The following is a 25989-nucleotide window of genomic DNA, read 5'->3' on the forward strand; positions in this document are numbered from 1 at the left end:
CTTTCAGGTGGTCGTGGCGCCGACGGCGGCGTTCGGATCGCTCAACAGGCGGTCCAGCTCCACGCACTGCTCGTACGACGGGAGCAGGCCGAGCCGCAGCGCCTCGGCCAGGGTGATCGCCGTGCGATCGCGCTCGGCCATGACCAGCTCGATGCCGTCCGGAACGGGCAGGCCGAGCTCCGGGTCGAGCACCGAGAGCGCGCGCTCGTCCTCGGTCACGTACGGCTTGGAGATCATGTACGAGATGACCGTGTCGTCGGTGAGCGCGACGAAGCCGTTGGCCACGCCCACCGGCAGGTACATGGAGCGGAACGACTTCTGGTCCATCACCACGGTGTCGCTCCTGCCGAACGTCGGCGAACCGACGCGGATGTCGGCCACCAGGTAGAGCGCTTCGCCACGGGCGCAGTACGCGTACTTCGCCATCCCCGGCGGGGTGACCGTGTAGTGCATGCCCCGCACGACACCGCGCTGCGAGTAGCTGTGGATCGTCTGCGCCACACCGAAGAGCGCGCCGCCGTGCGCCGCTTCGAAGGTCGCGCGCTCGAACGGCGTCGCGACCAGCCCCCGCCCGTCGTAGTAGACGTCCGAGCAGAACTCGAGCGCCCCTTCGACGGCCAGCTCGCGAACCTCCATCAGAGGGTCTCCAGCACTTCACGCAGGGCCGAGATGACCTTGTCCTGCACGTCCTCGGACAGCGAGGGGTACATCGGCAGCGAGAAGATCTCGCCCGCCAGCCGCTCCGTGACCGGCAGCGAACCCTTCTCCCAGCCGAGGTGGGCGAAGCCGGTCATGGTGTGCACCGGCCACGGGTAGCTGATGTTCAGGTGGATGTCGTAGCCCTTGAGCCGCTCGATGATCTCGTCGCGCTGCGGGTGGCGGACGACGTACACGTAGTAGACGTGCTCGTTGCCCTCGTTGACCTTCGGCAGCACCAGGCCGGTGTCGCCGAGCCCTTCGGAGTACCGCGCGGCCACGGCCTGGCGGCCCGCCACGTAGTCGTCCAGGCGACGCAGCTTGCGGCGCAGGATCTCGGCCTGCACCTCGTCGAGCCTGCTGTTGTGGCCGGGCGTCTCGACGACGTAGTACCGCTCCTCCATGCCGTAGTAGCGCAGGCGGCGCAGGTTCTGGGCGGTGGTCTCGTCGGAGGTGACGGTGGCCCCGCCGTCGCCGTACGCGCCGAGCACCTTCGTCGGGTAGAAGGAGAACGCGGCGGCGTCACCGAACGAGCCGGCGAGCTTGCCGTTCCGACGGGCTCCGTGCGCCTGTGCGCAGTCCTCGAGCAGAGCGAGGTCGAGGTCACCGGCGAGCGCGGTCAGCGCTTCGACGTCCACGCACTGCCCGTAGAGGTGCACGGGCAGCAGGCAGCTCGTCCGCTCGGTGATCGCGGCCTCCACTTTGGACACGTCCATCAGGAAGTCGTCCTCGTTGACGTCGACGAAGACCGGCGTGGCGCCGACCGCGTCGATCGCCACCACCGTGGGTGCGGCGGTGTTCGACACGGTGATGACCTCGTCGCCCGGCTTGACGCCGATGGCCTGCAGGCCGAGCTTGATCGCGTTGGTGCCGTTGTCGACGCCGACGCAGTGCCCGACACCGTGCCACGCGGCGAACTCGGTCTCGAACGAGCGCACGCTGGGGCCGAGCACCAGCTGGCCGGAGCCGAACACGGTCTCGACCGCGTCGAGCAGGTCCGCGCGCTCCTTCTCGTACTCCGCCTGGTAGTCCCACACTCGGGTCGGCATCTGAAGTCCTTTCGATCTCGCCGGGGTCATGGCGTGGTGGTCGGTACGGGCTGCCGCAGGAGTGCCGCGACGGTGCGGTCGATCCCTTCGCGCAGCGGCACCCGCGCCGTCCAGCCGGTGGCCGACCCGAACGGAACGGGGTTGATGAACACGTTGAGGAAGTCGGTGACGACGGCGGCACCCGGTGGTGTGACGGTGACGACCGGGACCTCCGGCTTGCCGGTGGCGTCGGCCACGGCTTCGGCCACCGTGCGGAACACGTCACCGAGCCGGTCGGCAACACCGGTGCCGATCATCCAGTGCCGGCCGACGAGCGCGTCCGGGTGATCGAGCGCGGCCAGGAAGGCGCGGCCGACGTCCTCGACGTAGGTGATGTCGCGGACCACGGTCCCGTCGTGCCACATGGTCAGCTGCTCACCGGCCAGCGCCTTGCGGATCATGGTCGTGACCACACCGGCGTCCGGCGCGCCGGACAGCGCGGTCTGACCGAAGACCGTGGCCAGCCGCAGGCTGATGCCGCGCACGGCACCGGCCGCGGAAGCCGCCATGAGGACGTTCTCGGCCTCGAGGTTCTGCCGGTCGTACTCGGTGTCGGGGTCGTCGGGCTCGGTGCCGTCCATCGGGTGGTCCGGCGTGTGCCCGATCTGCGTGCACGCGCCGGCGAACACGACGAGCGGTGGCGAGCCCGGCCGGTCCGCGAGCACCCGGACGAGCGAGCGCATGATGCCGACGTTCACCGGTTCGGTGGCGGCCGGGTTCTCCTCTGGCAGGCGCCAGTCGCCGCTGTGCTTGGCCAGGTGGAACACGACGTCCGCACCGTCGACGGCACGGGCGACGCCGTCCGGGTCGGTGAGGTCGATCGACACCGCCTCGGTGCCGGCGACCGCGTCGGGCGGCACCACGCAGTTCCGCCGGGCCACCAGGCGCAGCGACACGGGGCGCTGGGCCAGCAGCCCCGACACGACCGATCCGACGTACCCCGAGGCGCCCAGCACGGCAATCCTCGGCGACCGGGTCATCGGGCCGCCCCGTCACGCGTGGTGGCCAGGGTTGCCGTGCAGGCCAACAGGGTTCGCGCCTGCATCGCGACGTAGTGGCTGTGCCGCACCAGTTCTGTGAGCTGGTGCAGGGTCATCCACCGGAAGCCGGGGTGCTCGAGCTGCTCGTCGACCTCGACGATCACGTAGCGGTTGCGGGTCTGGAAGAACCGGCCGCCTTCCTCGGACAACATCGTGTCGTACAGCACGCGGTCCTCCGGTGCGTCGAGCACGACGTCGAGGAAGGGCGGCCGGGCGATGTCGCCGTGGTCGAGGTTCGCCGGCGTGCACTGCACGGTCGGCGCGATCTCGGCGACGTCGGCGAAGCCGGGCTCGACCCGCATGCCGACCAGCACGTGCAGCACACCGTCGAACCGCGCGACGACGAACGCGGCGAGACCGACGTGCCTGGCCGCGACCATCGGCTGGTCCCACCGCCCGACCTCGCGCCCGCCCGCCTCGACCCGCACGCCGATGACGTCGAAGAAGCGGTCGGTCTCGTGCGAGATCACGTCCGCGCCGTACCGCCACTGCGGCAACCGGTTGAGCGGCGCGTCGTGCACCTCGATGTCGGTCACCGTGCGGACGTCGGTGATCCAGCTGAGCAGGTCGGCCGTGTCGTGCACGCTGCGCCGGTCGCCGCTCCACGACCTGATCAGCGAGAGCACCCGCTCGTCGCGGTCGAGCGCCATCGTGGCCGGCATCAGGTCGAGGAACGGCAGGCACGACAACACCGAACGCGCGTCCATGTTGACCAGGTCGTCGACCTGCAGGAGCTCGTGGATCTGCTGGATGGTCAGCCAGTGGAAGCCGTCGAGCACGGGCACGTCGCCCGCGACCTCGATGATCACGTTGCGGTTGCGCTTGAGCAGGAACCAGCTGCCCTGCTCGGACTGCCGGACGTCGGCGATCACCCGGTGCCTGTCGCGCTCGCGGAAGTAGTCGAGGTACGGCACGGGGTTGCCGCCGTGCACCCGCGTGTAGTTGCTGCGGGTGGCCTGCACGGTCGGCGACACCTGGATGCCGTTGATGTTGCCGGGCTCGGCCTTGAGCTGCATCAGGTAGTGCGGCACCCCGTCGAACTGCTTGACGAGGATGCCCAGGATGCCGATCTCGGGCTGGTTGATGATCGGCTGGTGCCACTGCCGGGTGCCCGCCGGGCCCGCGACGCTCACGTCGACGCCCTGGATCGTGTAGAACTTCCCGCTGGCGTGCCGGATGTTGCCCGAGTCGGGGTCGGCGCTCCACTGCGCGAGCTGGTCGAGCGGGATCCGCTCGGCCCGCGTGTACATCGAGTCCCTGGCGGCGTCGAGCGCCGTGTGGAACTCGGTGAGGCGGGCGGTGTCGTAGTGCCCGTAACCGTTGGGGCTGCCCAAGGTGCGCGCGCTCACGTCGAGACTTCCGGCGTGCCGAACCAGCGACCGAGCACGTCGCCCAGTTCGTCGACGTGGCCGGGCGTCGCCCAGGCGACGTGACCGTCGGGCCGCACGAGCACCGCGCTGGTGCCGTCGAACGGGCTGCCTGCGGCCGTGACGACGTCGACCCGGCCCGCCCATCGAGCGGCGACGGAACGCAGGTGGCTGTCGCCCTTGAAGTCGAACAGCACGCCCCGGCCGCCGTGCAGCGCCTGGGCCGTCGTGGTTCCGTCGTCCAGTTCGGACGGTGGGATCCGGCGGCCGAGCAGCGGGTGGTCGCCGCCGCCGACGTCGTAGCGGACGTCGAGCCCGCTGACCATGCCCGCGAGGTGACGGCCGACCTCCTCGAAGCGCAGGAGCTCGGCGAAGACGCTCCGCACCGGGTCGACCTCGGGCCCGCTGAGGTACAGGTGGCCCTGCGCGGAGGTGTTCATCAGCAGGCGGACGCCGACCGGGTGGCGCTCGTCGTGGTAGGTGTCGAGCAGCCCGTCCGGCGCCCAGCCCCGCACCGCGGCGGCGAGCTTCCAGCCCAGGTTGACGGCGTCCTGCACGCCGACGCTGAGGCCCTGGCCACCGGCGGGCAGGTGGATGTGCGCGGCGTCGCCCGCCAGCAGCACCCGGCCGCGGCGGTACTCGGTCGCCTGCCGTGCCGCGTCACCGAAGACGCTCACCCACTCGGGCGTGCCACCGGAGATGTCCTCACCGGTGAGCCGCTTCCACACGTCCACGACCTCGGCGAACTCCAGCGGCTCGGTGCGTTCGCCCGGCGTCGCACCCAGCTCGCACGCGATGATGCGGTCGACACCGGGACCGAGCGGGGCGTTCATGACCATGCCGCCGGGCACCCGCATGCCGGTGAAGCGCGGCGGCAGGTCGCAACCGCGCACGTCGGCGAGGTACATCTCGCGGGTGGAAGCGGTGCCCTCGAAGGAGAACCCGCCGAGCTTGCGGACGGTGCTCTGGCCGCCGTCGCACCCGACCAGCCACGCCGACCGCAGCGTGCTGCGGCCTTCCGGCCCCTCGACGGTGATCTCCACGTGGTCGTCGTGGCCGGCCAGCGCCACGATCTCGTGGCCGCGCAGGAACTTCGCGCCCAGCTCGGCCGCCCAGTCGCCGAGCACCTGCTCGACCCGCGACTGCTGGATGCCGCGCGCGCCGAAGTCCGCCCCCGGCAGCACGCTGAAGTCCAGCGGCAGTCCGCCGAAGTGCCCCATCGGGCTCATCTCGACGTCGCCGAACCTCGGCAGCAGGCCGCGCTGGTCGAACACCTCGGTCGCTCTGGTGGTGAAGCCGAGACCCCGGGACTGCCCGGTGGGCTCGGCGAGGCGCTCGACGACGAGGACGCTGACTCCCGCCGTGCGCAGCTCGCCGGCCAGCATCAGACCGGTCGGGCCCGCACCGACGACGATGACGTCGCTCTCCACAACTTCCCCCTGTCCTGCGTCGGAAACTGGCGACTACGCGGGTTCGGCCTCCGCCACGCGAGCCTTCTTGCTGGTGCCGAACCTGCGCTGCATCGGGCGTTCGACGAACGTGTGGAGCGCCGCGGACAGCAGGATCCCCAGCGCGAGGACGCCGAGCACGAATCCGGCCGCGGTCAGGTAGGTCGGCTGGTACTCCCAGCCGAGCAGGTAGACCACCGTGACGATCCCGAAGAAGTGCACGAGGTAGAACGCGTAGGAGATCTGGCCGAGCCAGACCATGAACGGCGTGGCCAGCCACGACCGTCCCGATCGGACGTCCGCCATCGCGACCGCCGGGATCAGCAGCGCGATCGGGATGACCGTGGCCGCCACGATCGCGTAGTTCTTGGGCACGTTCAGCGCCACCGCGTACCCGCCGAGGAACACGAGCCCCGCCGCCCAGGCCGGCACCCGGATCCACCGCCCGGTGAGCACGATCCGGGCCATCAGGATGCCGAGCACGAACTCCGCGAGCCTGCTGAGCGGCAGCACGTAGATGAACCAGTACTCCCAGCTGCCGAGGCCCTCGTAGGCGGCTTCACCGGCCGGGAGGAGCCGCGCCAGCTGCGGGACGCAGAAGACCAGTGCCGCCATCGCGGCCACCCAGTACCAGAGCCGCTCGGGGCGGATCCGGCTGATTCCCTTCAGCAGCAACGGGAAGCAGAGGTAGAACAGCGCCTCGACGGACAGCGACCAGCTCACCAGGTTGAACGAGAAGGCGAGGTTCAGATCGGGTATCCAGGCGTGCACCAGCAGCAGCTGCGGCACCAGGCCGGGCAGCTGCTCGCCGACCGGCAGGAAGCCGAAGTTCTGGCCCAGCCACACCATGAACGCCGTCGCGATCAGGAACGCCACGAAGTGGTTGGGGTAGATCTTGAAGAACCGCCGTCGCCAGAACTTCGGCGCGGTGTCGCTCGCACGGGCCGACCAGGTCAGCACGAACCCGCTGAGCACGAAGAAGACCGAGACCCCGACGTAGCCGCCGAGGCTCGTGACGGTCCTGATCGAATCGCCCACCGGCCCCTGGGGCAGCGCGGTCGGCAGCAGGAACACGTGCGACAGGAAGACCATGAACGCCGCGATCCAGCGCAGGCCGGTCAATGAATCCAGCTGCGCCGGCATGCTCGCCGCGGAGCCCGCTCTCTCCAGCTGGCCGGTGGCCACTTTCTTACCCACTTCCCCTTGGTCGAGGACTATCCGTAGATTTCGAATTCAGGTAGCGCGAAAACCAGCTTGCCGCCACCGGCGAGGTATTCCTGCTCACGCTCGATGAAACCGTCGCGGTAGATCCACGGCAGGACGAGCAACTGGTCGGGCTTGCGCGCCTTGGCCTCTTCTTCCGACACGATCGGGATCTTGGTGCCCGCCGTGAAGCACCCGTGCTTCTCGGCGTTGACCTCACCGATCACGGGCAGGTCGTCCTCCGTGATGCCGCAGTACTGCAGGACCACGTTGCCCTTGGTCGACGCGCCGTAGCCGAGGGTCAGCTTGCCCGCGGCCTTGGAGGCGTCGAGGAACTCGCGCAGCTCGTCGCGGTGCGCCGTGATGCGCTGCCCGAACGCGTCGAACGGGACCATCGTGTCGAGCTTGGCCTCGGTCTCCTTCGCCCGGAGCGCCGCCAGCCCGGCCTCGTCGACCTGGCGGGTGCTGGTGTCCTTGGCCAGCACCGTGTTCAGGCTGCCGCCGTAGACGTCGACGACCTTGGCCTGCACCACCTTGAGCCCGGCCCGCTCCGCCATGTACTCGATCTGCTGGAGCCCGTAGAACTCCAGGTGCTCGTGGCAGATGTTGTCGTAGCAGTTGGTGTCGAGCATGCTCGGCAGGTAGCTGTGCTCCACCATCCAGACGCCGTCGTCGGCCAGCACCGCCCGGACGTCCTTCATGAACGCGATCGGGTCGGGCAGGTCGTAGAACATCGCGATCGACGTGACGACCTTCGCCTTGCGGTCGCCGACCCGGTCCTGGAAAGCCTTGGCGGAGAAGAAGTCGACGATCAGCTCGGCGCCCGCCGGGTAGCGGTCGCGGAACTTCTCCGCGGACGGGTCGCACCCGACCAGCTGCCGCCCGTCCCGCGGGTACTGGTGCAGCAGCGTGGAGTCGTTGCTGCCGATGTCCAGCACGAGGTCGCCGGGCCCGACGTCGACGAGCGCGGTCACCTCCGCGACCTTGGTCTTCAGGTGGTTGACCATGAAGGGCCGGATGCTCGACCGGTAGCCGTACCGCTCGCCGTACATGAGCGTCATGTCGGCGTCGTGCCGGAGCTGGACCAGCCCGCACCCGCCCGGCGCGCACTTGACGAGCTCGAGCGGAGCCACCAGGTCCGGCTCGTCGCGGGTCAGGGGAAAGACACCGGTGAGCGCCTGCTCACCCAGGTCGAGGATCGTCAGCAGTTCCCGATTACCACAAATGCGGCAGGCATTTATGGTCTCGTACTTCAGCATTCATCCCCCAACGTCGCACATTCAGGCTGAGTGAGTTGGGCGTGCCGCACCGCCGCACCATTTCGCGCGAACCGGGGGCAATCACCTGAAAGCGAAGCTAACACCGGTCCGGCTGGTTTCACGGAGACCGGAAGATAAGTTCACAAAGCCCTGACGTGACCGCCGATCAGCGCGCCCAGCGGACCGGCCCAGGCGGGTCGTACCGGCACGTCGAACCCGTCGACACGCACTGCCGCAGATGCTCGGCCAGCGCCGGGTGCCGGTCGTCGAGCCTGCGCAGACTGTTGCGGATCCGCTCGGTCACAGCCTTGCGCGTCCGCTCAGTCGCGTCGCCCAGCCGGCGTGACCGGCCGAGCAAGCCGGTGGCCCTGCGGATCTCGGTCAGCAACGCCTCCCGTTCCCGGTCGAGCTCGGCGGCGCGTGCGTCGGCGCCCTGTGCGAGTGCGGCGTCGATCCGCTCGTCGAGCTGGGTCAGTCGCTTGCGGTAGGCGGACTTGGCGCGCTCGTCCAGCACCGGGTCGGACCCGAGCCGTCGCGCGCCGCGGGCCGGCTCATCGCCGGCCGCGAACAGCAGGTCGGCGGCGGGCACGTCCTTCCCCGGACGACCGAGCAGCACGTGCAGGTCGCGCAACCCCTTGGCGTCCGGCACGTGCACGGTCACGCCTTCGTAGGTGAGCCACCACACCTGCCCGTCGAACCGGAAGGTGTCGCCCGGCGACTCGGCCACCTCGGGCTCGGCCCGCAGGAGATGGGCGACTCCGAGGTCGTGGGCGTCGCGCGCCGCCGCTTCGGTGAGCGCGGCGGCGCGTTCGGCGTCACCGGGCCCGGCCCGAGCGTTCAGCACCTCGGCGAGGTGGCAGCGGGCGCGCACCGACCACGGGCGGGCACCCAGCCGGTCGGCCGCGGACCGCGCGGCGGTGAACCCTTCGGCAGCGGCGTCCCAGTTCCCGTCGGCAGCGTCGAGGAGCGCCGTCCAGAACACGACAGGACCGTCGATCGACGCTCCGAACATCGTCAGCCACTGCCCGGCGATCGGCGCCAGTTCGGCGCGCACCCGGCCACGCGCAGACGGATCACCGCCCGCGGCGGCCAGCTGAGCGCGCAGGCGCAGCCACAGCGGTTCGTACCAGCGGGACACCGGTTCGCTCGCGCCGCCACCCCTGGCGGCGAGCCGTGAAGCCGCGGCGATGTCGCCCCGTTCGACCGCGGTCACGGCCAGCAACAGCTCGGGACACGGGTGGTCCCGGCCCGCGGCGGACCGGACCAGCGCGTCGGCGGCGTCGAACCGGCCCCGCGCCAGCTCCAGCGTCCACCGCTGCTGGATCCGCAACGTCGCGAGGTCGCCGTTCGCGGCTACGTCCGCGCGGTTGTCCCGTTCGATCTCGTCGGCCTGCTCGATGCAGGCGCCCGCCTCGTCGAAACGGCCGGTCAGGGTCGCGAAGGCCGTCCGCGTCCACAGCGCGGTCGACGACGGATCCGCGGTCGCTCGATCCTCCAGCTCGGCCATCCCGGCCGGATCCCCCAGCTCCAGCGACGTCACCGCCCGCAGCAACGCCGCCAGCTGCATGACCGAGTGGTCGGACTTCCGCTGCGCCGCCGCCCCGAGCTCCTCGGCGATCGCCAGCCGCTCGACGGCGGTACCGGGCGACCAGATCGTGTCGTGGCGGGCCATGAGTCCTTCCATGAGCGCCACGTCGTCGCCCGCCTCGCGGGCGATCTCGACGGCCCGCGCGGTCAGCTCCCGTTCCCGCTCGACGTCCGAGCCGCCGTGTCCGCCGGAGTCGAAGAGGGCGGCGTGCGCCTCGTTGATCAGGTCGGTGGTCAGCCGCACCGCCTCGGGTGGGTGGACGAGCCAGACCGACGCCCGCAGCCGCAACGCGGCGCGCACCAGCAGCACCGGGTCGCCCGCGGACCGAGCCGCGGCCGCCACGTCGTGGAACGTGCGCAGTGCGGCGGCCTCGTCACCCATGTGGTGCTGCGACGAGCCGAGGTCCAGCGCCACGGCCGCCCACTCGTGGGCGTCGTCGGGCGGCACGAGACGCAGCGCTCTGGTGAGGTGGACGCTCGCCTCGCCGGACGCCATGCGGCCCCACGCGTCATCGGCGGCCGCCCTCAGCAGGGCGACGGCGGTGGACGCGGCCACCTCGGGCACACCGAGGTACGCGTGGTGGGCGGTCTCACCGGGAGCGGCACGGGCCGCGCAGGCGGGCAGTGCCTCGAAGGCGCCGACCGCGGCCGCGTGCCAGCGGCGGGCGTCGGCCTCGGCGAGGTTCTCGTACAGGGTTTCGCGCACGAGGTCGTGCACGAACGCCAGCCTGCCCTGCTCGGCGCGGGGGACGACCAGACGCGCAGACACCGCCTCGGCCAGCAACGAGTTCACCTCGCGGCCCGGCCTGCCGGTCATCTCGGCGAGCACCTCGCGGTCGAACTCGGGGCCGAGAACAGCCGCGGCCGCGAGGAGTTCCACCACCGGCGCGGGCAGCAGACCCAGCCGGCGTTCAACGGCGTCGCGCACGCCCGGCGCGACCACGTCGACCGAGTTGGTGCTGTGCCACAGCCGAGCGGTCTGCTCGACGAAGAAGGGATTGCCACCGGTCCTGCGATGGACCTCGGCGACCAGCCCGCGCGACGGTTCGCGGCCCGCGGTGCGCGCGAGCAGCGCGCGGACGTCGTCGGGCCCGAGCTCGGTCAGCGTCACCGACGACGCCTTGGGCAGCAGGGGAAGCAGCAGCGGGCCGAGCGGATGCCCGCAGCTCTCGACCTCCACGTCCCGGTAGACACCGATCACCAGCAGCTGCTCGAACCAGGCGTGGCGGGTGACGAACTCCAGCAGCCGGACCGACGGCGGGTCGGCCCAGTGCAGGTCGTCGAGCACGACGACCAGCGGGCGCCCGCGTGCCGCGGTGACCAGCAGCGTGGTCACCGCGTCGTGCAGCCCGAAACCGTCACCGCTCGCCGCCGGACCGCCGGTTTCCCCCAGCAGCGCGGCGATCTCGCCGCCGGCGGCGTCGGCCCACGCCTCGGGTGTCATCGTCCGGCGCAGGCCGCGCAGGATCTGCATCCACGGCCAGTAGCTCGGCGCGTCCTCCCGGTCCCAGCACGTGCCGGTGGCGACGAGCGCGCCGCGTCGTTCGGCGGTCGCGGCGGCCTCGGCCACCAGCACCGTCTTGCCGATGCCCGCCTCACCCGTCACGAAGACCAGTCCCCCGTGGCTGTCGAGCGTGCGGGTCACCGCGGTGTCGAGCAGCGCCGCCTGCCGGGCCCGGCCGAGCAGCGTCGTCACCGCGGGCCTCCCCTCACACCGGTGTTGCCGCCATTTCGAATGTTCCGGCCGCCACAGCCGTTGTGGCGCCCCCACAGGTGGAACTCAAGGCTACCGAGGGAGCTTGTGTGCGCACTGACGCGGGAAAGCGGCCGGGCGACGGCCGCCAGCTGGCCATCGAGGCCCGCGGACTGGTCAAGACGTTCGGGGAGACGCGGGCACTGGACGGGCTCGACCTCACGGTTCCCGCGGGCGGGGTCTACGGCGTGCTCGGCCCGAACGGGGCGGGCAAGACGACCGCGCTGCGCATCCTGGCGACGCTCCTGCCACCGGACTCCGGCAGCGCGCGGGTGCTCGGGCACGACGTGAGCGCCGACGCCGACGCGGTGCGCGGCAAGATCAGCCTCACCGGCCAGTTCACCTCGGTCGACGAGGAGCTGACCGGCCGGGAGAACCTGATCCTGCTCGGCCGCCTGCTGGGGTACCGGCACACCGACGCCAAGCTGCGCGCCGGACAGCTGCTGAAGGCGCTCGGCCTCACCGACGCCGGCGACCGTCAGGCCAAGCACTACTCGGGCGGCATGCGACGGCGGCTCGACATCGCGGCGGGCATCGTGGTGACCCCCAGCGTGATGTTCCTCGACGAGCCGACGACCGGGCTCGACCCGCGCAGCCGCAACCAGGTGTGGAACATCGTCCGCACCCTGGTCGCCAGGGGCACCACGGTCGTGCTCACGACGCAGTACCTGGACGAGGCCGACCAGCTCGCCGACCGGATCGCGGTCATCGACCACGGCCGGGTCATCGCCGAGGGCACCCCCGGCGCGCTGAAGGCGTCGGTCGGCTCCGGGACCCTGCGGATCCGGGTGCAGGACCCGGCCCAGCGGTTCGACGCGGTGCGCGTGCTGACCGAGGCGCTCGACGTCGAGGTGCAGCTGGAGTCCGATCCCTGCGCGCTCACCGCCAGGGTCGACGACAGCGAGCGCAGCGTCCACGCGCTCGGCGAGCTGATGCGAGCGGGCATGACGCCCGCCGAGTTCGCACTCGGCCAGCCCAGTCTCGACGAGGTCTTCCTGGCGCTGACCGGCCACCCGGCCGAGAGCGCGCCGGACGACGAAGCAGCGGCCTGACCCCACAGCTCGAAGAAAGGACACGGTCGCATGACCACAGACGTCCCGGCGTCGGCCACCCGCGAGGAGCCGATCGACTACGACATGCTCGCGGCGCTGGACGCGGGTGAGCGACCTGGGCGGGCCGGCGGGTTCTCCGCGTCGATGAGCCATCTCTACCGGGCGATGCTGCGCGTCAAGCACAGCCCCGCGCAGATCATCGACGTCACGCTGTTCCCGCTGATCATGCTGCTGATGTTCACGTTTCTGTTCGGCGGCGCGCTCTCCGACGGCGACACCGGCGCGTACCTTCAGTTCTTCCTGCCGGGCGTGCTGGTGAACACGGTGCTCATGATCACCATGTACGTGGGGATGGGCCTGTCCAGCGACGCCGAGAAGGGCGTGTTCGACAGGTTCCGCTCGCTGCCGATGTGGCGGCCGTCGGCCATCATCGGCCCGCTGCTCGCCGACGCCTTCCGCTACACGATGGCGTCGATCATGATGCTGACCTTCGGCCTGATCCTCGGCTACCGGGCGGAGGGCGGCGTCGTCGGCGTGGTGCTCGCGGTGCTCGTGCTCATCGTGTTCGCGTTCTGCCTGTCCTGGTTGTGGACCCTGGTGGGCTTGGTGATGCGCAGCGAGAAGGCCGTGACCGCGGTCAGCATGATGGTGCTGATGCCGTTGACGTTCGCGAGCAACGTCTACGTCAACCCCGCCACGATGCCCGGCTGGCTCGAGGCGTTCGTCAGCGTCAACCCGATCAGCCACGTCGTGACGGTGGTCCGCGGCCTGACGAGCGGAGCCGGTGTCACCACCGGCCAGCTCGGACTGGTGCTGGCCGAGGCGGCCGCTCTGCTGCTCCTCTTCGGCCCGCTCACGATGCGCAAGTACCGGACGATGAACTGACCGGACGTGGTGGCGGCCCGTCCGGGCCGCCACCGGCGGTCCGTGCCTCATTCGGGAGGGCTGCGCCTGCGCGCGATGGCCATCAACTCGTCGAGGTCGTACTCCGCTCTGCCGGGTGTGCCGTAGCGGGTGAGCTTGCCCTGGCTGGCCCACTTGCGGATGGTCGCCTTCTCCACCCCCAGCGCCAGTGCGGCCAGCTCGGTCGGGACGGTGCGGCGGCGTTCGCTCATGCCGCGCCGACCAGCAGCAGCCACTGGTGCGTCGGCCAGTCGTGCCCCGCCTCGCAGCGCGCGCTGACCGGGCCGCCGCCGCGCAGCGTGGCCCACACCGGGCGGCCGCACGCGGGCCGCGAGCACTTGCCGAGGTCCTGCCGCACGCCGCTGTCCGCTGAGGATACCCGGCGGGCGTCGGCGGCGATCCCCCCGATCTCCTCGGCGAAGTCGGCGGCCGCCGGATGCCCGGCCAGCCAGTCGGCGTGCGCCGACAAGAACGCCACCAGCACCGGTACTTCCCGCCGGCGAGGCGCGGACACCCCCCGCTCGCTCGTCACCATTCCGGACCACGACGCCAGCACCGCCAGCATCCGCGACCGGACCCGGAGCGCGCCCTCGTGCAGGTTCAGCCCTCGCGACTGCCCACCTCGGACCCTTTCATCAAGCAGACGGCGTCCCCCTCCGCCGCCAAGAACCACTTCGCACGCGTCGTACAGGCCAGGTAATGCGGCCAGGTCATCTTTCGTGCTCATCGGTGCTCCAATCTCGCGCGCCGAGAAATAGTGAGCGCCCCACGCCCAAGGTTGCGCGCCCCAAAGTCGGACCAGCTCTTTGATGTGGCTTGATGGATATCAATGTGGATCGGCACGAGGGCAGCCCACACCGACCGACCTCGATCAGCAGTGATCAGCGGTCCGGTACGGGTGCGCCTCGAAAGCCAGGAAGAGTTATCTGCGTACGGCTGTCAGCCGCAGCGAATCAGCAAACCAAGACCAGCTCAGTCAGCTCACAACGTGCGTTGCCCCCATGAAATTTGCGGCGATTTCTTCAGTTCTACCAGAGACACCACAGCGGCATCTTGCAAGCACTGCAATGTGTCCCAGGTCACATCAATTATAGACATTCAGCGGTAGTCAAAGATTCATTCTAGATCTGCCCCGCCAAAGCGCCGGCCGATTGGCCGGAAGCGGTCACCCCGTGAACGATCCGCACTTCTGCAAAAGTTCCACAGCTCAGGTTTCACCCTCATCCAGCACCTGGTCCGCCACCTGGTCCAGGCTGGCGACGACCCAGTTCTCCAGCGACGCGCTCGACCGCTCGGCGGCCGCCCGCCACCGGTCGATGCGGTCCCGATCGGCACTGATCTTCGGCAGGACGGGCGCGTCGGGGAACTCCTGCTCCGGCTGCCTGCTCTGCTTGAGCTGCCGCCGCAACTGATGCACCGACCAGCCCTGCTCGACCGCCAGGTCGAGCCATCGGTCCTGCTCGTCGGCAGTCAGCCGGGCGACTTCCATGTGGTGGTTGAAGGTCAGCGTGTCTCGACGTCGAGACATCGGAAACCGTCGAGCGATCCACGCGTAGTTGCGCAACGTCTGGTAGTTCAGGCCGACGAGGTCCAACGCCCGCCGGTACCGGTCGGCGTACTGCGCTTCGCCGTAGGCGAGCCAATCCCCCAGGCACCACGCCGTGGAGTCGGCCACCTGGACGAGATGCGCGCCCACCCGTTGCCAATGGTCGAACGCGAGCGCGCGCTTGGGAAACTGCAGCCCGACCCGAGTGGACCGAACCCGGCTGTGCGCCGGTGGACCAGTTCTGCCCGGCGCGTGAGTGACTCCACGATTCCCCACCGAGTCCTGCTCTTTGTTGCGCTGGTTCTCCTCATCCCGTCGCAAGCGGACAGCCCTCCAGGAACTAGTGGCCCGTCAATCCGGCATGCCAAAGATCCCTGGGATCGCCAAAGTCGTGAACCGAGGACAACGGCCGACCAGTTCAAGTCCGGACAAGGGTCTCCCGCCCTCGCCCGCAAATTGGTCGTGCGGCCAATCGTTGATACCGCGCGTAACCACGCGGCTACACCCCGGACATCAGCTCCCAGTCAGACAATCGGCAGGCCTCGAGAAGTCAGGCCTTGTCGGAATCGCCACTGCGAACGAAGTCCTGGATCGCTGACCCCCAGCGCGGGCCGCCCTGATCAGGCCGGTACCCCCGGACACTTCGCGAATAGCATGAACACCCCATGCGGTCACACTATAGACGAGACAGACGTTCCGAAAGATGGTTGCGCCATGTTCGTCAACCCTGTTGGACGCCCACCAACTGGTACAAACGTCCCGGTCCCGCACCGATCATCCCACCAATTGGGCGCCGCAACAGCGGCGCCGTTGCGCGGGTCGCCGCCGCGGCGGAACGCCCGGAGGCGTTCGCGCCGCGCTTGGTCGCTCTAGCGGACGCCGTCGTAGGACGGCGGTGCGTCACCTGGACCGGATCCCCACGACGTGGGGCTCGCGCCGAGGGTGAAGTCGACCGTGCCACCGTTGGTGAACATGGCTCCGGGCAGCCACGTCTTCGTCGATGCCACGCCGTTCACCTTCAGCGACTGGATGTAGTAGTTGCTGTTCGACGCCTGCGGCGCGTTGATCGTGAGCGTCCTGCCGCTGGTGAGGTGGATGACGACCTTGGTGAACGTCGGCGAGTTGAGAACCACGTCGGCCGTGCCGAGGTGCTGCGGGTAGATGCCCATCGTGGCCCACACGTACTGCGCGCTCATCGTGCCGAGGTCGTCGTTGTTCGGGTACGTGCAGCAGTTGTTGCCATAGGTGGTGGTCAGCCAGCGGTGCACCGTCGACTGCGTGCTCGACGGCCTGCCCGTCCAGTTGTAGAACCACTGCTGGCCCTGCGAGAACTCGTTGGTGAGGAACGCCCTCGTCGGCTTCTCGTTGTTGAAGCTGAGAAACAGGTCGTCGAGCAGGCGGTTGGTGGCATCGTTGCCGCCGAGCAGCTTCGCCAGCGCGGGCTGGTCGGTCGGCACCTGGAAGCGGTACTGCGCCGCGGAACCCTCGACGTAGGGCTTCTGGTCGCCCGGCTGCACGTGCGTGAACGTGCCGTCGGCGTTGCGGGGCGAGAGCAGCCCGGTCTGCGGGTCGAAGATGTTCTTCCAGTTCAACGCCCGCTTGGCGAGGAAGTCGCCGTTCACCTTGTCGCCCAAGGCATACGCGAGGCGCGACAGTGCGAAGTCCTGCTGGGTCCACTCGATGGTCAGCGACGGGTCGTTGACGGTGTAGCCGAGCCGGTCGTACCCGGTGGTGTTGCGGCGCACCCGGTTGTCGGTGCGAGCTTGCTTGACCAGGTCGGCGAGCAACGCCTTGTCGTCGATGCTGCGCGCACCGAACGCGCGGAACTCGGCCACGATGGCGGGCGCCGAGTCGCCGATCATCACGCCGTTGAACGAGTTCATGAAGCCCCACTGCGGAATCGCCCCGGCCTGGTCGTAGGCCTGCTTGAGCGACGTGGCCATGTCCCCGGTCTCGGCAGGTGCGATCAACGCCGCCAGTGACGCCTGGTTGTGGTAGGTGTCCCAGCCGGAGAAGTTCTGGTAGTGCGCCCGTTGTCCGGGCGCAACGGTGTGCACCGCGTTGTCGTACCCGATGTATTGGCCGTTGACGTCGCTGACCACGTTCGGGTGGTTGAGCTGGTGGTACAGGTTGGAGTAGAAGACCGTCTGCTCCGCCGCCGTCCCACCGGCGATCTCGATCCGCCGCAGGTACTGGTTCCACTTGTCGCGCGTGGCCGTGCGGACCTTGTCGAAGTCCCAGCCGGGATTCTCGGTCTGCCGGTTCAGCCTCGCTCCCGCGTCGCTGACGAACGACAGGCCGACCTTGGCCTGCAGCACGGGGGCGGCGGTCGTGTCGAACGTCAGGAAGATCCCGCCCGGCTTCGCGGCGTCGCCGAGGATCTTCGCGGACGTGAACGGGCGGTCGAAGACCATGTTGAAGTGCACGACGTAGGTCGCCTTGTCACCGCAGAAGTGGCCGCTCGTCGTGTTGCCGATGATCTCGTTGTTGCCGACGATCCTGGCCGAACTGCCGTCGGCCTCCCGCTGCTGCTGGCTGTCGCGCAGCTTCACCAGGACGGCCGCCTGCGTGGTCGCCGGGTAGGTGATCCGCGCGATCCCGCTGCGCTGGGTCGTGGTCAGCTCGGTGCGGATCTGGCCGTTGCTGCTCTTCGCCGAGTAGTACCCGGCGGTGGCGATCTCGCTGCTGTGGTCCAACGTTGTCATCGTGGCGTTGATGTCGGCCGGCGCGCCGCCGATCATCGGCAGGATCGGGTCGTCGCCCATCGCACCGCAGCCGGGCCCCGCGAGTGCGGTCAGCCCGTAGCCGCGGAGCTGGTCGTCGTTGTGCCGGTAGTTGCCGCCCGCCCCGCGGCGCTTGGTGTTGGGGCTCCACTGGATCGAGCCGAACGGTGCCTGCGCGCCGGGGAAGTTGTTGCCGGCACCGGTCTGGACGATGGTGTTCACGGTCGCGGCGGGGTCGGCGACGAGCGCCGCCGCCTCGGTGCGGACCGGGCCGGCGAAGGCCTGCCCGACAGGTGATGCGGCGGCGACCAGCGCCACGGCGCACCCGGCGATGCCGAGCCGTGCCAGGCGGTGATACCTCGGAGATCGCATTGACACTCCTCTCGAGATGCATCCGCGGCGGCATGACAACGATGACAGTTCTAGGAGGCGGCCTCCGGATCCGCAACGTCCGGAATTTCGGAACGAGGCCATCCGGGTGACGGCCGATCGGGGTGCGATCTTGTCCACCCCGGACAGCTTTGCGCGGCGGCGAAGGATCGAGAACCTAGACTCGCCCGTGCCGCCGTCGCCGACAACGTTGTCGAGCGAGGTGCAACGGATGAACCGATTGCTCGTGATTCTCATTCTGCTGCTGGGGTCGGTGGTGGTCACCCCGGCGCAGGCGGCGACGACGATCACCGTGGACGGCACGCAGGGCGGCCGCACCTATGACGGCGTGGGCGCGGTCAGCGGTGGCGGCGGCAACAGCAAGCTGCTGCTCGACTACCCGGAACCCCAGCGCGGACAGATACTCGACTACCTGTTCAAACCGGGCTACGGCGCCGGGGTCCAGCTGTTCAAGGTGGAGATCGGCGGAGACATGAACTCCACCGACGGCTCCGAGCCGAGCCACATGCACACCCGCAACGACGAGAACTACCAGCGCGGCTACGAGTGGTGGCTGATGGAGCAGGCCAAGGCGCGCAACCCGTCGATCAAGCTCGCGGGGCTGGCGTGGGGCGCTCCCGGCTGGATCGGGAACGGCGAGTTCTGGTCGCAGGACATGGTCGACTACATCGTCAAGTGGCTCAAGGGCGCGCGTGATCACCACGGCCTGACCATCGACTACATCGGTGGCTGGAACGAGAACGGCTGGGACAGGGGCTGGTTCGTCGCGCTCAAGAAGGCATTGCGGGACAACGACCTGCCCACGCTCGTGGTCGGCGCGGACTCCACCGGCTGGGGCGTCGCCGACGACATGGTGAACGACAGCGCGTTCCACGACGCGGTCGACGTGCTCGGCACGCACTACCCGTGCGACGGCGCCAACGGCGGTGGCGCGACCGCCTACTCGTGCCATTCGACGTCGACCGCGCAGAACATCGGGAAACCGTTGTGGGCGGCCGAGAACGGCTCGCAGGACTTCCACCTCGGCGCCGACCGGATGGCCCGCCAGATCATCCTCGGCTACGTCGACGCCAAGATGACGGCCTACATCAACTGGCCGCTGATCGCCGCGCTGCCACCGGGTCTGCCCTGGGTGACCACGGGACTCGCGGAGGCGCCGCAGCCGTGGTCGGGCAAGTTCGAGATCGGCAAACAGGCGTGGACGATGGCGCACTTCACCCAGTTCACCAGGCTGGGCTGGAAGTTCGTCGACTCCGCTTCCGGCCTGCTCGACGGCAACCGGGCCAACGGCAGCTACATCAGCCTGCAGGCCGCGAACCACTCCGCGCACTCGACCGTCATCGAGACGACCCGCGCCAGCCAGCCCCAGACCGTCACGTTCAACGTCCGCGGCGGCCTGCCCACCGGCCCGATGCGGGTGTACGCCACGAACCTCCGCTCGACCAACCCGGCTGACTGGTTCGTCCGGAAGGCCGACGTCAGCCCTGGGTCAGCGCTCACCCTGCAGCCGGGCCACATCTACTCCGTCAGCACGCTGACCGGTCAGGGCAAGGGCACCGCCGCCTCCCCCGGCGGCGGCGGATTCCCGTTGCCGCACAAGGATGACTTCGAGTCCTACGACCTGGCCCGCCCGGCGAGGTACCTGGCGGACCAGCACGGCTCGTTCGAGGTCGTCGGCTGCGGTGGCGGCCGCGGCGGCAAGTGCGTGCGGCAGATGGCGCCGGTGAAGGTGATTCCGTGGCAGGACAACTCCGCCACGCCCTACGCCCTGATCGGGGACAACAGCCTCGGCGACTACACGATCAGCTCGGACGTGATGTTCGAGCAGGCCGCGTCGGTGTCGCTGCTGGGCCGCTTCGGCGACCGCGACTACTGGGAGGTCGGCAGGATCAACGCCTACCACGTCAAGGTCGCCAGCAACGGCGCGTGGTCGATCGCCCGCGGGTCGACGTCCGGCGCGATGACCGTGCTGGCGAGCGGCACCCGCGCCGCGCTCGGCACCAACAGCTGGCACACCGTGTCCGCGAGCTTCCAGGGCAGCACCATCACGGCTCGCGTCGACGACCAGGTGCTCGGCAGCGCGACCGACGGCGCCTACCGCTCGGGGCCGGGCGGCCTGCAGGTCGGCGAGTGGCGCAACGTCCAGTTCGACGACCTCGCGCTGACCGGAGGATCGGCCGCGACGGCGTACAAGATCGTGAACCGCAACAGCGGCAAGCTGTTGTCCACCAGCGGGGAGGAGATCGTCCAGTCGTCCGACAACGGCTCGGCGGCACAGCGGTGGCGCCAGGACGGCACCGCGCTGATCAACGTCGGCAGCGGCAAGGCGCTCGACGTACCCGGTTTCTCGACCACACCGGGAACCCAGCTGATCCAGTGGACGCCGAACGGCGGCGCCAACCAGCAGTGGACGATCAGCTCCGCGGGTGGCTACTCGACGCTGACCAACTCCCACAGCGGCCTGCCGGCCGAGGTGTCCGGTTCGTCCACAACGGACGGTGCGCCGGTGGTCCAGGGCAACGCGACCGGCGGCAGAAACCAGCAGTGGACGCTCGTGCCCGCGAACGACTGATCCGCTCGGTGACGGCACCCTGATGCGGGTGCCGTCACCGCACAGCGGGACGATGGCAGCAGAACTGTCTTGCCCAGCAAGGAGTTCGCGTCATGCGGTACGTGGTCCGCGACGCTGGGCGCAGCTGGCCGGATCCACTTCGAGTGCGGTTGCCACGAGTGCGTCGAGATCCATGACGCGCCCGGCCGCGATCGCTGCCTCCACCTCGGCGTCGGTGAGCACGGCGCGGATGCGGAGCAGCGTCCTGTCCCGGACGGCCGCCTGGTGCTTGGTCATCGGCGTGCTGTCCTGTGCGCGGATCACCTCGACGGCACCGAGCATGCGGGCGGCCAGCGCGGGTTCCACCGTGCTGAGGAGATCGGTCAGGGAGCTGAGCGTGTAGAGGACCGCGAACCGGTCGCCGAACCCGTGGTGCTGGCGGATCGCGGTGGTGTACAGGCGGTACGCCTCGACCGGATCGCCGTCCAGCCGGGTGAGCCTGCCGAGGATGTGGAGTGCGTACGCCTCGCCGCCGATGTCACCGATCTGCCTGCCGATCTCGACGGCTTCGGTGAGCAGCGGGCGGGCGGCCGCGGCATCGCCGAGGTCCACGCAGACGTCACCGAGACCGACCAGGGTCAGCAGGAGCGAGCGGAGGTTGCCGAGCAGGCGGTCCAGCTCGATGTCGCGCAGCAGGAGCTTGCGGGCGGTGTGCAGGTCACCCTCGAAGAGGGCGATCATGGACAGGTTGCCGCTCGCCGCGGCCAGGATGGTGTCGCGCTTCCCGCGTGACTCCTGGATCTCGACGCACTCACCGAAGCAGGCGCGGGCCCGGTCGATGTCTCCGCTCTGCCTGGCGACCAGACCGACGACGTTGAGCGCCTTCGCCACGAGGTCGAGGTCGCCGAGTTCGCGGCCGAGCTGCAAGCTCTTCTCGCCCAGGGACAAGGCGGCCGCCTGGTCGTCCTGCTTGATGGCGAGGAACGCCGCGGACTCCATCAGCCAGCCTCGGACACCGTCAGGCAGCGGCCGGTCCACCGCCTCCGCGAGCAGGCGGCGGTGCCATTCCCGGCCCTCGCGGATGTGCCAGCCCTTCTGCCAGTACCGGGTGACACCGAGAACGATCCGGGCGGCGGTGAGCGTGTCCCGTTCGGCCATCGCCCAGATGTGCGCCGCCCGCAGGTTCAGGTACTCGCGGCTGACCCGTGCGTACCACGACGCACCTTCGGGACCGGCCAGTCCCTTGTCGGCGCGTTCGGCGAACGCGGCGAAGTAGGCGGCGTGGCGCTGGGCGAGCCCCTCGTCGGCTGCCGTGGCCAGCCGTTCGCCCGCGTAGGCCCGGATGGTCTCCAGCATGGTGTACCGGACGCCGTCCGCGGTGTTCCGCGCGCCGAGGAGGTTCCGGTCGACCAGCCCGGCCAGCCGATCGGTGAGCCTGCTGATGGACTCGCCCGCCGTCGCGCCGGAGGGCACGCAGACGGCGGCGATGGCGTCGGCCGGGCAGCCTCCGGCGAAGACGGCCAGGCGGGTCAGCAGCTCCTGGTCGCCCGCGTCGAGCAGGGCGAAGCTCCAGTCGATGGTGGCCCGCAGCGTCTGCTGCCGGGCAGGCAGGTCCTGGGGCCCGGTCGCGGGCAGCTCCGACCGTTCGTTCAACTGGGCCAGGATCCGGGTCGGCGAGAGAACGTCGCAGTTCGCCGCGGTGAGCTCGATGGCGAGCGGGAGGCCGTCCAGCCGGCAGCACACCTCGGCGGCGGCGCGCAGGTCGTCCGGGCTGAAGGTCAGTCCGTAGACGGCTTCGGTGGCTCGCGACACGAACAGCGCCAGCGCGGGCGAGGCGTCCAGCGCCGCGGCCGTCTCCTCCGGCCGGGTCGGCAGCCGGTCCAGGTCGGGCACCAGCAGCGGCGGGACCGGGTAGACCTGTTCGCCGGTGAGCCGCAGCCGTTGCCTGCTGGTGATCAGCACCCGCACACCGGGCGCGGCGGCCAGCAGCGCGGCGACGAACGAGCCCGCGCTCAGCACGTGTTCGAAGTTGTCCAGCACCAGCAGCAGCTCGAGCCCGCTCAGCGCCCGGATCACCGTGTCGGCCAGCGGCTCGTCCGCGCCCTCCGGCACCTCCAGCACCGCGGCCGCCGCGGAGACCACCAGCTCGGTCGTCGTGGCCTCGGCGAGGGACAGGAACACGGCCCCGTCGGCGAACTCGTCGGCCACGGCACCCGCGACGGCCAGTGCCAGCCGGGTCTTGCCGATGCCACCGGCGCCGGTCAGCGTGACCAGCCTTCGATCGGCCAGCAGATCGGCGACCCGCGCGGTGTCGCGCGCCCGGCCGACCAGGCTGCTCACCGCCGCGGGCAGTCGCCGCCGGGCGTTGTCGGCGCGGGCCACGGCCACCGGCGACACGCCCCAGTCGCCGTTGCCGCCCTGCTCCAGGTGCCCGAGGTCGGCGAGTTGCGTCAGTGCGCGTTCGGCCTGGGCGATGAACCCGCCGCTGCGCCGGGCCAGCCACTGCACCAGCTCCCGCGTGGGTTCGCCGTGCAGCGTCGACCGCAGCCAGACGTGCAGCGCCGACTCGGACAGCGGCGCCAGCACCACGGTGTCCAGCAGCGGCACCGGCGGGGCGGGCCCGACCGGATCGTGCACCGCCTGCACCAGGCCCACCACGCGCGGGCCACTCCGGCCCGCCAGCCTCCGCACCCGTCGGCCCACCTCGGCGAGGTCGGCATCGGTGTCGGCGATCACCAGCACCCGCTCGGCCTGATCCACACCGCGTTCGGCCGCATCGGTGCCCACGTGCAGCACCGCGAACCCGCGCATGCCCGCCAGCTTGCCCACCTCGGCCAGGAACCGGGTGTGCCCGGCCCCCCGCTCGCCGGCCACCCGCAGCGCACCGCGCCCGCGAGCGTCCAGCCGGACGAGGAAGTCACGGGCGACCGCGAACGCCGCGTCCCGCTCGAGCAACCGGTCCGAACTCCGGCGCCCGCCCGCCTGCAGGTCGTCACCGACCGCGCGTCCCCTGCCCCGGCGCTTGGCCAGGTAGTTGCGGCGGTCAGCGAGCTCGATCAGCTCGTGGCGGTCGGCCGCGTCATCCGGATAGGTCGCCAGTCCCAGGCTGATCGACACCGACAACGGCGGATCTCCGGGGAACGGCTCGGCGCCGATGGCGTCCACCAGCCGTTGCGCGACCTGCGCCGCCTCCACCGCGGAAGTCTCCGGCAGCACCAGCACGAACTCGTCACCGCCGTAGCGCACCAGCACGTCGGTGTCGCGGGCCACCGTCCTCGCGCGCTCGACGATCAACCGCAGCACCGTGTCGCCGCGGGCGTGGCCGTACGCGTCGTTGACGGTCTTGAAGTGATCGACGTCGAACACGAACACCGAGCAGCAGCCACCGGTACGCCGTGCCCGGACGATCGCCCCGTCCAGGCAGCCGTCCAGACCCCCACGCGCAAGCGCACCAGTAACCGCGTCGGTGAGCAGCGTGCGAAGCACACCGCGGTCGATACTGGGAGGGTTGGTCACGGCGCTCCGTTAGAGTTAGACGACCGTTCTCCGATGCTAGTTGCTGATGCCAGCCGACGTGGGACGACATCGTGTTCGGCACGTACCGTAACCGAAGCGAGCAATGGACACTACAGTCCCAACGGGAATCAAGTGTCAGCCGCCGTCAGCGATTGTCGCGATCATCGGCGATGTCGACCGTGGCGAAGCAGACCCGAGCGTCCTCGTTGTAGAGGCCGATCTTGCCTTGCAGGTAAGGACGTTCGCGGTCGACGAAGGTCGTGAGCAGCGCGCCGTCGACGTAGGCGCTGATGGCCGATCCGTCCTGCCGCACCTGATAGGTATGCCATTTCCCGATGGCGCAGCGATCACCGGTGCCGGTCGCCAGGAAGCGCTGACCGCCGGGATAGGCCGGGTCGAGCTTGCCCAGTTCCCATCCGTTCGTCTTGCAGGTGAGGTAATACGCGTGCGCCATGTCGGTGTAGCCCCACAACAACCAGTCGCGTTCCCAGTCGTTGGGCGCGGAGCCAGTTCGTAACTGATCCAACGTGATGGCCCGCACGCGCAGGTCGACGTCGCCGAAGACCCGCCGCGACACGGTGAGGGATGCGTGCGTCTCGTCCGGCCGGGTGGACCGCATCGGCTCCTGCAGCAGCCCGTCTTCGTTCGTCCGCTGGGTGCCGTAGCCGTTGAAGACGACGTTCCACTGGCCGTGCGTCGCCCCCTCCGCCCAGTCAGCCGCTGGGTATCCGCCGAAGACGTCGAGCATCGTGCCGATCCGTCCCTTGCCGCTCGACGACAGCGTCGCCAGCAGCAGCGCAGCGAGTATCACGATCTTGACCACGCACACTCCCCCACGACGCGCCTGCTCCTAGTTCGTGAAGAAGCGTCCTTTCGTTATCCCGCAAGGCGCCTGACGGCCAGAAGTCGCAGAAGTACCGCCGCCAGGCGCAACATGAGTACAGCCACCAGGCCTACTCGGCTGCGCATCAGAGCATTCCGGCGCGCATCGCGTACGCCACCGAGTGGGACCGGTTGCGCAGGTTGAGTCGCGTGGTCATCGCGGAGATCAGGTTCTTGACGGTTCGCTCGGAGCAGCACACGGCTCGCGCGATCTCGCCCGCGTCCAGGCCGTCGGCGATCATCTGCAGCACCCTCACCTCGCGCGGGGTGAGCCCGGTGGCGTTCACCCCGCCGGGCGCCAGCACGTCGCGCCGCATCATCTCGACGTGCTTGAGCAAGTCGCCCAGCAGTTGCGGCGGCAGGACTCCGCCACCGGTCGCCGCGGCTTCGACGCTGTGCAGCAGTCGTTCGCCGGTGGCCGCGGCCCGCAGGAGCACCGCGCCCACCCGGCACTCCACCACGGTCCGCAGGTCGCAGTCAGCGAATTCGTTGACCACCAATACAACCGGTGTGCCGTGCTCGGCCGCAGCTCAGCGCAGGACGGACAGCGTTCCGACCGCGGGTCGTTCCATCTCCATCACCGCCACGTCGGCTTCAGCCCGTCGCCCGGCAGGCAGCACCTCGATCTCACATCTCGATCGGAGGTAGCTGGTGAGACCTTCGGCGCTGATCGGATCAGACGCCTGGACGGTGACGCGGACTCGCTCCACGGTGAACCTCGCAGGTGCTCGACGGCATGCGCCGACGAGGTCGTCTCGCGTGCCGAGCTCATCGACGCCGTGTGGGGTGAGGCGGTGCTGGCGAGCGCCGTCTACACGTACGTCTCCTCGCTTCGGCGGGCGCTCGAACCGATGGGCGGGCAGGCCCTCTCAGCCCTCTGACGTCACCCGCTGGCCGCCGTTCACACAGCGGCGGCGAGCAGACGCGGACGTCGGCGCTCCCGGATTGAGCAGAACGTCGCCCCCCTAGCGGTGGAAGGGCATCC

At 69.9% G+C, this 25989-nt stretch carries 19 protein-coding genes and 1 pseudogene; 4 read left to right on the plus strand and 16 right to left on the minus strand.

Translation table 11 applies throughout. From position 1 onward, the window contains the following. Positions 1–3: 3 nt before the first annotated feature. From FKR81_RS20350 to FKR81_RS20385, 8 genes are all read right to left on the minus strand, one after another. The gene (locus tag FKR81_RS20350; protein WP_146353686.1) at positions 4–636 is read right to left on the minus strand and encodes a dTDP-4-dehydrorhamnose 3,5-epimerase family protein; all 633 of its coding nucleotides are present in this window, start codon (positions 634–636) and stop codon (positions 4–6) included. Beyond that, entirely contained in the window at positions 636–1745 is a 1110-nt protein-coding gene (locus FKR81_RS20355; protein ID WP_146353687.1) for a DegT/DnrJ/EryC1/StrS family aminotransferase, read from the minus strand. Before FKR81_RS20355 ends, FKR81_RS20350 begins: the two co-directional genes overlap by 1 nt. A 26-nt stretch (positions 1746–1771) precedes the next feature. Beyond that, a complete protein-coding gene (locus FKR81_RS20360) occupies positions 1772–2740 on the minus strand; it encodes an NAD-dependent epimerase/dehydratase family protein (RefSeq protein ID WP_235921655.1) in 969 nt (322 codons plus the stop codon). Between the two features lie 20 nt (positions 2741–2760). Next, the gene (locus FKR81_RS20365; RefSeq protein ID WP_235921656.1) at positions 2761–4173 is read right to left on the minus strand and encodes an NDP-hexose 2,3-dehydratase family protein; all 1413 of its coding nucleotides are present in this window, start codon (positions 4171–4173) and stop codon (positions 2761–2763) included. After that, entirely contained in the window at positions 4170–5621 is a 1452-nt protein-coding gene (locus FKR81_RS20370; protein ID WP_146353689.1) for an FAD-dependent monooxygenase, read from the minus strand. The genes FKR81_RS20365 and FKR81_RS20370 overlap by 4 nt, the downstream gene beginning before the upstream one ends. 33 nt (positions 5622–5654) lie before the next feature. After that, complete coding sequence (locus FKR81_RS20375; protein WP_146353690.1) at positions 5655–6836, minus strand: acyltransferase family protein; 1182 nt, start codon at positions 6834–6836, stop codon at positions 5655–5657. Positions 6837–6853: 17 nt separating this feature from the next. Then, a complete protein-coding gene (locus FKR81_RS20380; RefSeq protein ID WP_146353691.1) occupies positions 6854–8101 on the minus strand; it encodes a class I SAM-dependent methyltransferase in 1248 nt (415 codons plus the stop codon). A gap of 166 nt (positions 8102–8267) precedes the next feature. Further along, positions 8268–11384: an ATP-binding protein gene (locus FKR81_RS20385; RefSeq protein ID WP_186763069.1), complete on the minus strand. Its 3117-nt coding sequence runs from the start codon at positions 11382–11384 to the stop codon at positions 8268–8270. 107 nt (positions 11385–11491) lie between these two features. On the opposite strand from FKR81_RS20385, the gene FKR81_RS20390 reads away from it, so the two are divergent. Beyond that, positions 11492–12493: an ATP-binding cassette domain-containing protein gene (locus FKR81_RS20390; protein ID WP_222598338.1), complete on the plus strand. Its 1002-nt coding sequence runs from the start codon at positions 11492–11494 to the stop codon at positions 12491–12493. 30 nt (positions 12494–12523) lie between these two features. Next, a complete protein-coding gene (locus tag FKR81_RS20395; protein WP_146353692.1) occupies positions 12524–13378 on the plus strand; it encodes an ABC transporter permease in 855 nt (284 codons plus the stop codon). 47 nt (positions 13379–13425) lie between these two features. Here FKR81_RS20395 and FKR81_RS20400 read toward each other — a convergent pair whose 3' ends face one another. From FKR81_RS20400 to FKR81_RS20415, 4 genes are all read right to left on the minus strand, one after another. After that, a complete protein-coding gene (locus tag FKR81_RS20400) occupies positions 13426–13608 on the minus strand; it encodes a MerR family transcriptional regulator (protein WP_146353693.1) in 183 nt (60 codons plus the stop codon). Then, positions 13605–14123, minus strand: coding sequence for a hypothetical protein (locus FKR81_RS20405; protein WP_146353694.1), 519 nt, complete (start codon positions 14121–14123; stop codon positions 13605–13607). Before FKR81_RS20405 ends, FKR81_RS20400 begins: the two co-directional genes overlap by 4 nt. A 480-nt stretch (positions 14124–14603) precedes the next feature. Beyond that, positions 14604–15218, minus strand: a complete 615-nt coding sequence (locus FKR81_RS20410; RefSeq protein WP_268891574.1) for an LmbU family transcriptional regulator — start codon at positions 15216–15218, stop codon at positions 14604–14606. A gap of 593 nt (positions 15219–15811) precedes the next feature. After that, positions 15812–18037, minus strand: coding sequence for a GH92 family glycosyl hydrolase (locus FKR81_RS20415; RefSeq protein ID WP_186763070.1), 2226 nt, complete (start codon positions 18035–18037; stop codon positions 15812–15814). A gap of 229 nt (positions 18038–18266) precedes the next feature. Between FKR81_RS20415 and FKR81_RS20420 the strand changes: the two genes are divergently transcribed. Beyond that, the gene (locus FKR81_RS20420) at positions 18267–20627 is read left to right on the plus strand and encodes an RICIN domain-containing protein (protein WP_146353697.1); all 2361 of its coding nucleotides are present in this window, start codon (positions 18267–18269) and stop codon (positions 20625–20627) included. 90 nt (positions 20628–20717) lie between these two features. Here the strand turns inward: FKR81_RS20420 and FKR81_RS20425 are convergent, their stop codons facing one another. From FKR81_RS20425 to FKR81_RS45050, 4 genes are all read right to left on the minus strand, one after another. After that, positions 20718–24092, minus strand: coding sequence for a diguanylate cyclase (locus FKR81_RS20425; protein WP_186763071.1), 3375 nt, complete (start codon positions 24090–24092; stop codon positions 20718–20720). A gap of 175 nt (positions 24093–24267) precedes the next feature. Then, entirely contained in the window at positions 24268–24945 is a 678-nt protein-coding gene (locus FKR81_RS20430) for a family 16 glycoside hydrolase (protein WP_222598339.1), read from the minus strand. Positions 24946–25090: 145 nt separating this feature from the next. Continuing rightward, complete coding sequence (locus FKR81_RS20435; protein WP_235921657.1) at positions 25091–25501, minus strand: helix-turn-helix transcriptional regulator; 411 nt, start codon at positions 25499–25501, stop codon at positions 25091–25093. Between the two features lie 33 nt (positions 25502–25534). Continuing rightward, complete coding sequence (locus tag FKR81_RS45050; protein WP_235921658.1) at positions 25535–25714, minus strand: hypothetical protein; 180 nt, start codon at positions 25712–25714, stop codon at positions 25535–25537. Here FKR81_RS45050 and FKR81_RS46240 point away from each other — a divergent pair. Continuing rightward, positions 25688–25855: pseudogene (locus FKR81_RS46240) on the plus strand (helix-turn-helix domain-containing protein); the annotation flags it as partial. The gene FKR81_RS45050 and the pseudogene FKR81_RS46240 overlap by 27 nt on opposite strands. Between the last annotated feature and the right edge of the window lie 134 nt (positions 25856–25989).

Source organism: Lentzea tibetensis (assembly GCF_007845675.1).
GTDB classification, from domain to species: domain Bacteria; phylum Actinomycetota; class Actinomycetes; order Mycobacteriales; family Pseudonocardiaceae; genus Lentzea; species Lentzea tibetensis.

Coding starts and splice junctions, on each gene's coding strand:
- FKR81_RS20350 (WP_146353686.1), bottom strand. CDS start 636: ATGGAGGTTCGCGAGCTGGCCGTCGAAGGGGCGCTCGAGTTCTGCTCG.
- FKR81_RS20355 (WP_146353687.1), bottom strand. CDS start 1,745: ATGCCGACCCGAGTGTGGGACTACCAGGCGGAGTACGAGAAGGAGCGC.
- FKR81_RS20380 (WP_146353691.1), bottom strand. CDS start 8,101: ATGCTGAAGTACGAGACCATAAATGCCTGCCGCATTTGTGGTAATCGG.
- FKR81_RS20395 (WP_146353692.1), top strand. CDS start 12,524: ATGACCACAGACGTCCCGGCGTCGGCCACCCGCGAGGAGCCGATCGAC.
- FKR81_RS20400 (WP_146353693.1), bottom strand. CDS start 13,608: ATGAGCGAACGCCGCCGCACCGTCCCGACCGAGCTGGCCGCACTGGCG.
- FKR81_RS20405 (WP_146353694.1), bottom strand. CDS start 14,123: ATGAGCACGAAAGATGACCTGGCCGCATTACCTGGCCTGTACGACGCG.
- FKR81_RS20415 (WP_186763070.1), bottom strand. CDS start 18,037: ATGCGATCTCCGAGGTATCACCGCCTGGCACGGCTCGGCATCGCCGGG.
- FKR81_RS20420 (WP_146353697.1), top strand. CDS start 18,267: ATGAACCGATTGCTCGTGATTCTCATTCTGCTGCTGGGGTCGGTGGTG.